Genomic DNA, 11747 nt, shown 5'->3' with positions numbered 1-11747 from the left:
TTTGTCCCCCTCCGGCCCTTTCAGCGCTCCACCCTCGGTAAGGCGGATGAGCTCGCGTAAATCCGCCTCGCACTCATCGGAAAGGCGCTCGATCTGTCGGCGAGCGGCCTCTACCTCATCCTTCGTCGGCATGACGGCCTGACCCAGGAAAGACGACTGGACACTTGAATGGTAACCACGGGTGGCGCAGCCGGGACGAGTCCGACCAAGCGGTTATCGCTCGAACCTGAAAGCTCCGGCCGTACGTACAACGTGGGAAGTGGCCATGGCCTGGCACTGATCTGTCCGCATCCCTGCCGCTCCAGCGGGCCCCACAGCGGGAGCGCCACCAGCAGCGAATCCGCTACATGAACGGCCATCTGCGTATCGCCGGCGGCCTCCCCGGCATCCAGCCACCGCCCCTCCATCTCGCCGCCGACGGCCGGTACTGGAAAGCGGGAGGGCGTGCCGATCTGAGTGCGGCCTTCCCACGCAACCGAGCTGGGCCCTCGGTCCATCCTGCCGTGAACACGCAGGAGGCCACGCTCGTACGGGTGCCGCACCCGGCAGCCGGTGATGATCGTGCCGTCGATCGCGTACGCGAAGTTGTGCTCGGCGACGTAGGCGTGCCGGTGGCCGCCGGCACGTCGCAGCCCCGTGACAGCTTGGTCACCACCTCGTGCAGCGTGGCCATCCACCCGTAAGGCTCGATGGCCACGCACCACTCGCCGGCCTGGAAGACGCCCACGTAGCCGCCGCCATCCCGGCCATCCGTCTCGTTGACGAACTCGTAGGCCTTGTCGCCGAGTCCGTCGAAGTCCGACTCCTGGCCGAAGCCCTCGCCGCGGCTGAAGCGGCCCCACCACCTCCGCCGGGTCGAGCCCGCGGAAGAAGGCCACGCTGAAGATCACGCCCAGTGGGCCGCCGTCCTCGTTCTCGGGCACGTTGAGCCACTGGAACGGGGCTAAGGGATCGGTCGTCGTCATGCGGGCCATGGTGGCAGGCCGTACCGACAAGCATCCGAGATCGGCCGCCACCCGAGTGGTCGCCGGCCCACGGCTGGTGCACTGGCGTACCCGCCGATTTCGCGGCCTAGTTGACCGCCGGGTTGACCTCGCTGAAGGATTTGCCCACGGCGATGTTGTCGTGGAAGATCGTACGGCTGTTGACGTCGGTCGGCCCGGTGTTCCACGCGGGCTTGTAGAGACCCCATTTCAGGTAGCCCTCAGTGTCGTCCTCGTCGTTGAACGTGTTGGGACCGGTGGCGCTCAAGACCTGGCGCCACCCAGGACTCTTGTGGGTCTGATACCACGCGTCGATCCGGCCTTGGCTGCCGTAGCTCCATACGTACTTGAAGACGAAGTCGTGCCACTGCCCCGGTTTCACGTCGGCGAGGTCGTAGCTGGTCTTGTGGACGGAATCCGGCGTGGAGCAGGCCTTGCTGTCGGAGTTGACCCGCAACCGCCACTTTCCGTTGGGCTGCACGCTGAGGAAAGCGCTGGGATATTTGTCGGCTTCGCACGTGTCGCGCCAGGGCTTCCACTGGAACACGATGTCTTCTCTTGAATCGCTCTGCCAGGTGCTCGGCAGGTAGATGCTGAACCCATAATAGACGGTGTCGCCAGATCGGAAATGGCTGGCATCTATGTCCATCGTGTGGCTTTCCGCCCTGGTGCCGCCGGCAACCATCTTGTCACCGTAATTCAGATAAGAGCGGACCGCGTATTTTCCGGTCCTCGGCAGATCATCGACCTGGATCGAGGGCCGAGGGGCGCAACATTCGTTAAATCCCAGTTTCGGGTTGCCGGAGGTCCTCGACGCGTTCTCATATGTGAGTCGAAGAATGGCTGCGGATTCAGCTCTCGCGTGGGCTGAAACATTTGCGGACGCCGATGCGGAGGCATCCACCGTCGCGAGGCCGGTGGCGGTGAGTGCAAGCAATGCCGCAGGGAGGAGCTTGCGGACTTGCGGTAATGGCGGGGTCATGGGGACGGAAGCTACCACCGTTGAGATCTTCCCATCAACTGGGCGAAAGACCAGCTGATCGCCGTGGCCGAGGAGCGTCGAACCACCGTTTCTGTACCGCCGCTCCCAAGTACGGCAGCCTGGTCCAGGCGGAACAGGGCCTTGCCGGACGCGAACGTCTCCTCGTCGCTCCCCACGGTCTCTGATCCGACAACTCCGCTGGTCAGAGCTCCGATATACCGACGCCATACCGCTCATCTCTAATGTCTTACTGGCGTAACGCCGAACCGGGCGTGGAGTACGTCGTCATGAATACGTTCGCGTGCGAATCAGTGGATTTCTTGACCAACGACTTCCGGGTGAGGGTCCGTGCGATTTCCGAGGTGCTCAGCCACAGTCACGTACCCCGCCATCTCAGGTGTGCTCTGCGCTCCGTCCCCATCTGCGGTTCTGCACCACGCACACCACGTACGTCGACGGCGGCGCTCGCGTACCGTCCGACGCGGACGATCCAGCCGAGCACGCCCCCGGGGCGATCGGCGAAGGCGGGCAGATCGACCTGCTCAACGCGAGGCTCGAAGCCCTTCTCGCGCAGCGCCGCGGTGACCCGGTCGGCGATCTCCCGGGAACCCAGCCCCGTGGCGGCCCGGTTGAGCGGGCCGTCGATCGTGGCCGGCAGGTACACGTGGACGGTCCAGAAGTCGTCGGCGTCCTTCGCGCCGACCGTGAACTGCGTCAGCGTCACGCCGGGCGCCACGTTCACGGTTTCAGGAGATGACGCCGCCGCGGTGGCCGGGGCCGTGGCCACCAGCGTCGCGACTGCCATGAGAGAGGGGAGAGCCTTGCGGTACATGTGCATCAGTCCACAGGGGGCGGGTTACTTCAGTGCGCCCTGGGTGAGACCTGCCTGGATCTGCCGCTGGGAGATCACGTAACGACCAGCATCGGCACGATCGCGGTGGTCGGCGCGGCGAACAGCGCACCCCAGCCGGCCTGATTCCCAGCGGTGACGGAGATGCTCGCGATGCCCTGCGGAAGCACCCTTGTCCTCGGTGTCGCCGGGCAGCAGCACCAGCGGCAGCAGGTACTGTTCCACTGGCCGAGGATGTTGAAGATGGTCACGCTGACCAGGGCGGGCCTGGCCATGGGGAGCATCACCTGGAAGGCGCGGCTGCGGGGTCTGCGACATGCGCTCGGACATGGTCCGCTGGATTTGATCTTGGGGAACTTCTTCTGCAGCAAGGGCTCGACGGCGTCGCCCAGGTAGTTCGGGCCGCCCTTGAAGTAGGCGAAGTCGACGCTTCCTCCGTCCGGCACGCCGAAGCAATTGTCCGCGGTGACCTTGCCCCGAGCTGATGGAGCGCTCGGTGCGTATGCTTTTGCGACGCAGACGATAGGTTCAGCCGCGCGCGCCAGGCTGACGGTTCGCGAGACCTCCTTCCCTGACTGGGCGCGCGGCGCCGCCGTCATCACCATCCAGGACCTCATCACCGCCGGCCGCTGAGCCATGCGAAGGCAGAACACGTCGTTCCCCAGCCAGCCTGCGCTCTCATTGAGAGGGATCTTCATCAACTGGCTCGGCTGCTCGGTCGCCGTAGGCCGGTTGACCGCGCCGCATCGGCTGACGTGTCCCGGGCCGAGGCGCTCGCCATGATCGGCGCCGGTTTTATCGGCAGAGGGTGGAGATGTCGCCTCGTCCCCAGCTGCAGGTGTCGATCTTCTTGAGGTCGCTGCCCCGATAGAGGCCCGCAGCGTCCCCGGTGTTGTTCCAGACGTACCACTTGCGACCCCAGTACAGGGTGGTCGTGCTGTCGGTCCCTTGGCCTGTGCGGACGGTTACCGACTTGCCCGGCTTGAGGGTGAATCTCGGGAACCTGTACTTGTAGCCAGTCACGTCCCGCAGGATCCATTTCTCGAGCTGGATGCTCTTCTTCGTCGTGTTGCGGATCACCGCGTACTCGCCGTTGAGGGAGGTGTTGCCGCCGCGGTCGGACCCCGGCGAGTCGTAGTACACCTTGACGAACTCGACGACCGGAATGGCCGCCTGAGTTGGTGTGGAGGCTAATGGCAAGACCACGGCCGCGATACCGGTGGACGCGAGCAGGCGCTTGGGCACTGTGGGGCTCCAAAGGACCAGAGATGGAACGTGACTTCAATGCGACGATTGCCGCCATCTCGGGGTTGGCGGTCGCCGATGTCCACATCCGGCCACGTCTTAGACCAGTCAGCACGAACTTCCGGTGTGGCCCTGCCGACCACTTCGGGCACGAGCCGGTGAATGTCGTCCTCCGCCATGCCGCGTGCTCTGCCTGCCACGTCACGCGCCGCTTGCTCGCTTTCGCAAGTGACGCCGGTAGCCGGCCGGCGGCATTCCGTACGTGCGGTGAAAGAGACGGTTGAAGTGGGAGTCGCTGACGAAGCCCCACCGGCCGGCGATGACGCTGATTGGCAGGTTGTCCATCTGGGGGTCGGCCAGAGCGCGGCGGCACCGTTCGAGCCGCTGTTGCTGGATCCAGCCGCTGACAGTGTGCCCTTCTTGCTGGAAGAGCCGCTGCATGTGGCGAAGGGAGATGTGGTGGGCGGCAGCGATGTCGGCCGGCGATAGGTCAAGCTCACCCAGATGTTGTGCGATGAACGCCTGAATGCGGAGGACAAGCATCTTTCCGGGATCCGTCACGAACGGGGACGGGTCCTTCTCTGCCTCATGCGCCAGCAGGGCAACGATGAGATCGACGACGATGCCGGACAGCCGGCTCAGGTCGGCCTTCGACAGGTGATCGGTTTGCTCCAGCAACTGGCGGAGCAGCACGCAGAGCAGGGCGCCGATACCATCGCGCCCCGACATCCTTCTGGCCAGCACCCGCCGGATCAGAGGCGCCGGGAATCCAAGGGCATCATGGGGCACCTGTAAGATCAGGCCTTCGGACATGTTCCCCCGTGTGCCGGAGCCGTCGGTTGAGCTCCAGGCCAGAAAAGGGCGGGAAGCGTCGTAAAGCGTCAAGTCAGTCGGCGCCAATGTCGACTCACGGTCCTCCTGTCGTATCCCTGATCTGCCCCGGAGAATGACCGAGAGTTGATACACCTCGGGGTCGGAGCGGCGGATCCGGTGCTCGGTCCTGTGCGCTTCGAATCCGACGCATCGGACCTTCGACAGGTGCACCGCTCCAAGGTCCAGCATGCGCATTTCGGCCCAGAAATCCGCTGCGTGGTCGCTGGAGGCGTCTACCGAGACCACTGACTCGGCGACCGCCTGCCACCAGAAATCGAACCGCTCTGTGACCGGCACCCTGTCAAGTCGTACCATCGATGTGCTCATCTGCCGCCCCCCGGCCGACATCATCATCCGTCCCGAACCCGATGGGAATTCGGGCGCCCGTATTCGTAGACCGGAAGCCCTCACGCCGGCCGCGGAGAGCCACGCGCGTCTTCCGGTATGTGCTGATGTTCGGCGCCAGCCTAGGCATAGAGCAAGTTTTTTTCAGCCCAGGCAATCGATCATGGTTGTGACATGTGTCTTCCTGCCCCATGACGCTGGCGGTCAAGGAAGTTGGCGCACAGCGACAGTTCACTTCGGCTTCGAGCTGACAGACTTTCGGACGCAGGCGATTGCTCAGTGCCGGATTCGGCTCAGTCCCGAAGTCCTCCACGGTTGCTTCCGCATGCCCGTGTTCAAGTGTCTCCGCCGGTGAAGGGGCCTGCGTCCCGCACCGGCGCCTGTCAGCATCGAGCAAAGTGGGGAACACGATGCTTCGTAAGCGCTTAAGATCCGCCCTGGCGGTCGGCTGCCTGGTCGTAGGCAGCACGCTGATCTTTGAGGCCCCGGCCCAGGCTGCCTCGTCGCACGCGATCGCCAAAACGAATGGCACCCGCGCCGCCGAGGTGTGGTTCAACCGCGCCAATGGCAGCCATGGCAACAGCGCCTGGTTCGACCTGTACGACGCAAAATGCGACGCGAAACCGGTGTACGTCACGTGGAAGTTCGTCACCGGCGGTTGGAGCCGGTGGGAGAGCGCAACCAATGACGGCGGGTGCGGCAATACCATGGGCATCAATCTCGGAGGCGGCGGCTTCACGATCGACTACAAGGTCTGCGTCGACGACGGCTTCCTCGACGACTCGTGCTCCGGAACCGTAAGGGATCACAATTAGCACTGGCACTGGCGCAGGAACTAGCGCCGTCCGAGAAGACGTAAGGAAAGTCGAGAGTGATGAATCGCCTACTTGATCGCGTGTTAGCCGTCGCAGGCGTGTTCGTGCTCGCCATGGGCGGTTTGTTCGTCCTTTCGCCCGCGGCGCTGGCAGCCTCCTCGAACGCCATCGTCTACACAGATGGAACCCGCGCGGGAGAGGTGTGGTTCAATCGTTCCAATGGCACTCGCGGCAACCGGGCCTGGTTCGACTTGTACGATGCCAAGTGCGACAAGCACTCGGTGTACGTGGAGTACTCGATCAACAATGGGGCGGACGAAAGGAAAAAGAACGACGGAGGGTGCGGCACCACAAGAGGATTCAACCTGCGGACCGGGTACTTCGCGATCGTCTACCGTGTCTGCGTGGACGACACCTTCGGCAACCACCCGTGTTCGGGTTGGCGGTCCGACCACAACTAGTCACACCGTGAACATATTTTCTCGAGACGGCATAGGGTTACCACAGGATTCGTGCCGGAGCCGGAAACGGGCGGTCGCGGCCTCCCGTTCCGGATCTACTCCTCCTCGCCGAAGGGGCACTTCTTCCCGGTGTAGGGAAAGGATCGGTCGCACGGCTCCTCCTCGATGTAGGTGAAGGAGGAGGTCGGTTCGCTCTTCTCCTCGGTTTCCTGCGGAGTCGACTGCCCTGTGCCCGGGTTCTGGTCGCGTTCGATGGCCGCGGGAAGGAAGAGCGCGAACACCACCAGACCGATGATCCCGACCACGCGGTTGAACGTCACCGCCCAGTCGGCGGGCTCGTGGTGCTCGCTGTTCTTGTATTGAGCGGCCTGTATGAGATACGGGGTCTTGGGCGCCACGGCAAGGATCAACATCGCCAGTGCGGCAATGATGACGATCAATGTGAACATCGCGGTCTCTCCAGGGGTCGTGGCCTCGCTCGCCACAACCGGGGCGCCGGGTGGGTCGTGGCCGGTTCGATGGCAGTGACACAGGATGCACCAAGCGGACGAAACTGATCAACGATCACCCTCGGCTGCTGGGGCTGGACATACCGGCGGCATACCGCTCTCCAGCACTGTCCGGCGGGTGTCTCGGTGTACGCGATGGATCACTGGTGTCGCTGTCCTGGTGTCGAGCGCCGCGGGTCTCGTTCCCGCCGCTCAGGCCGCATTGGCGCCCATGTCCGGCTCCTGGACCGTCCAGCCCCGGCTCGCGTACGGCCGGGTGGCGGGGATGTCGGCGGTGCAGTCGGGCAACTACGCGGTGGCCAAGGAGCGGCTCCTCGCCTACTACCGTTCGCGTTCGGGCTGCTGCTCGTAGTCGATCAACCCGGCTCATACCTTGGTCAGAGTGGCGGGTTCCCTGCCGGCCGGACCTCGATCGGGGTGAGCGCGAGGTGGGCGGTCCAGCTGAACGTGGCGCGGCCCAGGCGGATGGATCATTGCGGGGTGGAAGGTGGCTGGCGGTAACCGGTGACGGCGGCGAGGACCGCGTCGCGCCAGCGGGCCTCCGCCTGGCCGGGAGGGCCGAGGTGGCCTTGGAGTTCGAGGGCGGCCAGGCCGTGTACCAGGCCCCATAGTTGCTGGGCGACGGCGCGGGGGTCGCGACCGGGGAGTTTTCCGGTGTCGACGAAGCGTTGGACCGCCTGGACGACGCGGGCGAGGCTGCGGCGGGCCAGTCGCGCGTCTTCCCCGACAGGACGGAAGCCGGGCACGGCGCCGCTCATGAACAGGCCGTAGAGGTTGGGCTCCTCCAGCGCGGCGGCCCGGTACGCGAGCGCCAGTGCGGTGATCTCCACGAGCGGGTCCTCATCCTCGGGAACGGCCTCATGGTGGTGGCGCATGGTTTCGGCGGCCTGCTGGTAGAGCGCGCGGAGCAGGCCCTCCTTGTCGCCGAAGAGGCTGTAGACCGCCCGCGTGGTGGTCCCGGCCTCCTGGGACACTCGCCGGACGCTCACCCCGGCCGACCCCTCGCTCGCCAGCAGGTCGCCGGCCACCGCCAGCAGCGTGCGGCGGGTCTGCTCGTCGTGCTCGCGTGGGCGTCCCATGGTGGACAGCCTATCGCGACGCTGTTACGTTACGATGTAACGAAACAGTGTGACGAAATCAGGAGAGCGTCATGGAGTACGACGTCGTCATCGTGGGGGCCAGCGTCAGCGGCTGCACCGCCGCGATCCTGTACGGCCGGGCCGGCTTACGCGTTGCGCTGCTGGAGAAGCACCGCAGCATCAACACCCACAAGCGGCTGTGCGGTCACTTCCTCCTCGGCGGCGCCCAGGCCCCGCTCCAACGGCTCGGCCTGTGGGACGAGCTGCTGGCCGCCGGCGCGGGCACCGGCGACGTCTCGATCCGGACCGAGTACGGCTGGACCGACCCCTCCCGCGCCGGCGTTCCGCCGTTCCTCAACGTCAGGCGCGTCACCCTCGACCCGATCCTGCGGGGCCGCGCTGCCGACACCGGCGGCGTGGACCTGCTCCTCGGCCGTACGGTCACGGGCCTGCTCACCGAAGGGCGCCGCGTGACCGGCGTCCGCGCGCGACTGCTCGACGGCACCGAGGAAACCCACACCGGCCGCCTGATCGTCGGCGCCGACGGCTACCGGTCGAAGGTCGCCGCACTGGCCGACGTACCCGAGCGGTTCACGCCCAACGGCCGCGCCTTCTTCTACACCTATTACCGGAACGTACGGCACACCCTGCCCACCCCTGCCGCCGTGTGGTGGAACGACCGGGACTGGGTGGTGCTCGGCCCCACCGACGGTGGGCTGATCGAGGTGGCGGTCATGCCCGCCAAGGACACCCTGCCGCCGGTCCTGACCGACCACGCCGGCTACATCGAGCGCTACGTCGCCTCGCTGCCTGACGCTCCCGACCTGGCCCGCGCCGAACGCGTCGCCAAGGTCGTCATCGCCCCCGACTACCCGCTCATCCGCCGCCACCCCACGCCAGCGCCGGGTCTGGCCCTCATCGGTGACGCGGCCCTGACCGCCGACCCCACCCCTGCCCCCGGCTGCACCTGGGCGCTGCTGTCAGGCCAGTGGCTCGCCGACGCCACGGCACCGGCCCTGCTCGCCGGCGACGATTCGGCTGCGGCACTGCGCCGCTACCGCCGGGATCACCGCGCCATCGAGCGCGAACACACGTTCATGCGGGGCGACGCGGAAGTCCCGCCGTCCAACCGGGTGCAACGTCTGCTCCAGGAGGCCGCGGTGCACGACCCGGAGGTGTCCCGCCGCCTGGCGCTGGTCGGGATGCAGGCCGCCCCCACCACATCCCTGCTCAACCCGGCCCTGGCTGTGCGCGCCCTGCTCGTACGCCACCGCGGCAGACGACGCTTCACCGGCCGGGCAGGGTACGCGCCGCGGTAACCGCTTGATCAAATGGACCGGCTCCCCGCCGGCGGGTCCTCGATCGGGTCCAGTGCGAGATGGGCCGTCCGGCCGAACTTGGCGCGGCCCAGGCGGTGTGTCAACGGGACGAGCACGCCTTGCAACATCGGGTACTTCCGGGCGAGCAGCCGGCCGGCGTGGCGGTACTCGGCGCCTTCGAGGAGCCGGGCCCGCATGCGGACCGCGGGGCCGGTCGGTTTGCCGGACGAGGTGCACGGGGCGATCTCCACGAGCGGGTTGTTCCGGATTCGTTTGATCTTGCCGCCTGTGCCGGGGCTGCGCACGTATGCGCGCTCGCCGTCGACCACGATGCTTACCGGCGCGCCGACCGGCCTGCCGTCGCGGCGGAAGCTGGTCAACCGGATCGTTTTCTGGCGCACGAACGGCGCCAGGGCGGGAGCCGCATCGATCGTGGTCACCTCACCGGCGACCCAGCCGAGCCGGCGCATCCGCATCACCAGAGCGACGAGGACGAGCACCGAGATCCCCGCCAGGATCCACGGGTCCCGGCTGTGCCCGCCGATCTGGAGATCGACGATGTGGTTGACGGTGTGGGCGGTGCTGGCCACGAAGAAGCCGGCCAATGCCACGGCGGCGGCGTCGGCCCAGGCTGCCGCCAGCAGAAGCGTCGCCCCGATCCCGAGGTTGAACGCGCCGATGTCGTGGATGAAATGCTCGTTGTATCCGAAGCCGGCGAAGTCCGCGAACGAGCGCGGAGAAACCAGCGTCCACACGCCGGCGGCGAGCGACAGCGCCCCGGCGGCCACCAGGACGGCAGTGGTGAAGAACCTGGATGGCCCCCGGGTCACCGCCGTGCCGACGCGATCTGGTGAATCCATCTGTCGTCTCCTCCTGTCTCCCGTTGCTCCGGCAGACTGTCTCCGGTTACCCCGGCAGCGCCCGCCGACACGGATCGGACGAGCACGTCTCGAGGCCCGGTACGGAACTGCCGGCCTGAAGAGTGGACGAGACGACCGGGGCGATGTGTGACATCCGCGCGAGCAGGCGGGTGGTGGTGGGGCTGGCGGCGTCGGAGCCATGGCTGATCGAGCTGCCGTGATGCAGCCACACTCTGCGACCCTGGTCCGGTGCGGGCTCGATGGGGGCGTCGGTGCGCAGGACGACGAGTTCGGTGGTCTCGTTGTGCGGCAGCCAGATCTCGACGTCCTTGGTGCCTTCGGGCAGGCCGGGGAGGCGGAGGGTGCCGGCCTGCCCGGGCCGGTGCTCGGTGATTCCGTTGGTCAGGTCGATGGTCAGGGTGTTGCCGCCGGTCACGGAGTCCTGGCCGGTCAGGCGGCCGTGCCGTGCTCGGTGCGCTCCACCTCGAGGGCGCCGCGCAGGAGATCCATGGTGACGGGCGTAGTGATCCAGTCGTCCTTGATGTGCATGACCTAAACCTGTTGTCGGGCTTCGCCGATGCGCGCGCCGGCGGGGTCTCTGGCTGGTGCGGGCTCTGGCCAGCTCCGCAGCAGGGCGTCAAGGGCGTCCAGGATTCGTGACCAGGTCTCCTGCGTGTCGGGTGCGCTGTGGCTGAACCCTCCCCCCAGCTCCAGGCTGATGTAGCCGTGGAAGACGCTGCCCAGCAGCCGCACCGCGTGCGTCTGATCCGGCTCCGTCAGGTCGTAGCCGCGCAGGATCGCCCGCGTCATCTGGGCGTGCCGACCGCCCGCGCTGGCGGCGGCCGCTTCCGGGCTGAGCCTCAGCTGGGCCGCGGCGTAGCGGCCGGGGTGCTCCCGGGCGTAGTCGCGGTAGACGTTCGCCAAGGCGGCCAGAGCATCCTTGCCGGCCCGGCCGGCCAGCGCGGCGGCGCCCCGGTCGGCGAGCTCCTCCAGGGCCAGCAGGGCGATCTTGGTTTTGAGGTCCTGGGAGTTCTTCACGTGCGAGTACAGACTCGCGACCTTGACGTCGAACCGCCTGGCGAGCGCCGAGACGGTCACCTGGTCGAAGCCGACCTCGTCGGCCAGTTCCGCACCCGCCTGAGCAAGGCGTTCCGCGGTCAGCCCTACGCGCACCATGCCCTCCCTCTCCCTCGGTGGATCGATTATGCAATTGCCTAAAGCCTTTAGGCAAATTCGATCGCCTTTAGGAAGTGGTTGGGCGCGACGCCGCCCTGGGTCAGAACAGCCTGAGCTGGCCGGTCCGCTGGGCGCGCGCCTCGCCCCGCCGTAGCGCCACCACCGCCCCCAGCAACAACGCCGCCGACAGCCCGGCGAGCGCGATCAGCTCCCCGGCCAGCTCGGCGGCGCCCCGCCCGTCGAGCAGCGC

Annotated in this window: 15 protein-coding genes; 5 read left to right on the top strand and 10 right to left on the bottom strand. The window is 66.8% G+C overall.

Going from position 1 to position 11747, the window contains the following annotated elements:
- The first annotated feature begins 503 nt into the window (after window positions 1-503).
- On the top strand, window positions 504-683 hold the full coding sequence (locus ETD86_RS27130) for a hypothetical protein (RefSeq protein ID WP_138668989.1): 180 nt from the start codon (window positions 504-506) through the stop codon (window positions 681-683).
- 388 nt (window positions 684-1071) lie between these two features.
- On the opposite strand, the gene ETD86_RS27125 is transcribed toward ETD86_RS27130, so the two are convergent.
- The 5 genes from ETD86_RS27125 to ETD86_RS27105 all read right to left on the bottom strand — a co-directional run bounded on the left by ETD86_RS27125 (window position 1072) and on the right by ETD86_RS27105 (window position 5230).
- Window positions 1072-1965, bottom strand: coding sequence for a polysaccharide lyase family 20 protein (locus ETD86_RS27125; RefSeq protein ID WP_170223295.1), 894 nt, complete (start codon window positions 1963-1965; stop codon window positions 1072-1074).
- Between the two features lie 376 nt (window positions 1966-2341).
- The gene (locus ETD86_RS27120) at window positions 2342-2770 is read right to left on the bottom strand and encodes a hypothetical protein (protein ID WP_138668987.1); all 429 of its coding nucleotides are present in this window, start codon (window positions 2768-2770) and stop codon (window positions 2342-2344) included.
- A gap of 101 nt (window positions 2771-2871) precedes the next feature.
- The gene (locus tag ETD86_RS27115; RefSeq protein ID WP_138668986.1) at window positions 2872-3513 is read right to left on the bottom strand and encodes an ABC transporter permease family protein; all 642 of its coding nucleotides are present in this window, start codon (window positions 3511-3513) and stop codon (window positions 2872-2874) included.
- Between the two features lie 97 nt (window positions 3514-3610).
- Entirely contained in the window at window positions 3611-4060 is a 450-nt protein-coding gene (locus ETD86_RS27110; RefSeq protein ID WP_211370341.1) for a lamin tail domain-containing protein, read from the bottom strand.
- A gap of 201 nt (window positions 4061-4261) precedes the next feature.
- Window positions 4262-5230, bottom strand: a complete 969-nt coding sequence (locus ETD86_RS27105; RefSeq protein ID WP_170223294.1) for an AraC-like ligand-binding domain-containing protein — start codon at window positions 5228-5230, stop codon at window positions 4262-4264.
- A 458-nt stretch (window positions 5231-5688) separates the two neighbouring features.
- Between ETD86_RS27105 and ETD86_RS27100 the strand changes: the two genes are divergently transcribed.
- Together ETD86_RS27100 and ETD86_RS27095 are read left to right on the top strand one after the other, a co-directional pair.
- Window positions 5689-6093 (top strand): hypothetical protein, encoded by a 405-nt coding sequence (locus ETD86_RS27100; protein WP_138668984.1) that lies wholly within the window; start codon window positions 5689-5691, stop codon window positions 6091-6093.
- Between the two features lie 59 nt (window positions 6094-6152).
- Window positions 6153-6554, top strand: coding sequence for a hypothetical protein (locus tag ETD86_RS27095; RefSeq protein ID WP_138668983.1), 402 nt, complete (start codon window positions 6153-6155; stop codon window positions 6552-6554).
- A gap of 95 nt (window positions 6555-6649) precedes the next feature.
- On the opposite strand, the gene ETD86_RS27090 is transcribed toward ETD86_RS27095, so the two are convergent.
- Window positions 6650-7003, bottom strand: coding sequence for a DUF6199 family natural product biosynthesis protein (locus ETD86_RS27090; protein WP_138668982.1), 354 nt, complete (start codon window positions 7001-7003; stop codon window positions 6650-6652).
- A gap of 271 nt (window positions 7004-7274) precedes the next feature.
- Between ETD86_RS27090 and ETD86_RS55455 the strand changes: the two genes are divergently transcribed.
- Window positions 7275-7415, top strand: a complete 141-nt coding sequence (locus tag ETD86_RS55455; protein ID WP_170223292.1) for a hypothetical protein — start codon at window positions 7275-7277, stop codon at window positions 7413-7415.
- A gap of 118 nt (window positions 7416-7533) precedes the next feature.
- Here ETD86_RS55455 and ETD86_RS27085 read toward each other — a convergent pair whose 3' ends face one another.
- A complete protein-coding gene (locus tag ETD86_RS27085) occupies window positions 7534-8142 on the bottom strand; it encodes a TetR/AcrR family transcriptional regulator (protein WP_138668981.1) in 609 nt (202 codons plus the stop codon).
- A 71-nt stretch (window positions 8143-8213) separates the two neighbouring features.
- Here ETD86_RS27085 and ETD86_RS27080 point away from each other — a divergent pair, with 71 nt between their 5' ends.
- Window positions 8214-9461 (top strand): NAD(P)/FAD-dependent oxidoreductase, encoded by a 1248-nt coding sequence (locus tag ETD86_RS27080; RefSeq protein ID WP_138668980.1) that lies wholly within the window; start codon window positions 8214-8216, stop codon window positions 9459-9461.
- Between the two features lie 8 nt (window positions 9462-9469).
- On the opposite strand, the gene ETD86_RS57250 is transcribed toward ETD86_RS27080, so the two are convergent.
- From ETD86_RS57250 to ETD86_RS27065, 3 genes are all read right to left on the bottom strand, one after another.
- Entirely contained in the window at window positions 9470-10321 is an 852-nt protein-coding gene (locus ETD86_RS57250) for a PPOX class F420-dependent oxidoreductase (RefSeq protein WP_211370340.1), read from the bottom strand.
- A gap of 46 nt (window positions 10322-10367) precedes the next feature.
- Window positions 10368-10757 carry a hypothetical protein gene (locus tag ETD86_RS27070; protein ID WP_425465659.1) on the bottom strand — a complete coding sequence of 130 codons (390 nt, stop codon included), beginning with the start codon at window positions 10755-10757 and terminating at the stop codon, window positions 10368-10370.
- A 116-nt stretch (window positions 10758-10873) separates the two neighbouring features.
- The gene (locus ETD86_RS27065; protein ID WP_138668979.1) at window positions 10874-11497 is read right to left on the bottom strand and encodes a TetR/AcrR family transcriptional regulator; all 624 of its coding nucleotides are present in this window, start codon (window positions 11495-11497) and stop codon (window positions 10874-10876) included.
- Window positions 11498-11747 lie beyond the last annotated feature (250 nt).

The organism is Nonomuraea turkmeniaca, from assembly GCF_005889735.1.
GTDB classification, from domain to species: domain Bacteria; phylum Actinomycetota; class Actinomycetes; order Streptosporangiales; family Streptosporangiaceae; genus Nonomuraea; species Nonomuraea turkmeniaca.
The sequence above is the reverse complement of the archived record's forward strand: the minus strand, read 5'-3'. Positions and strand labels throughout refer to the sequence as shown.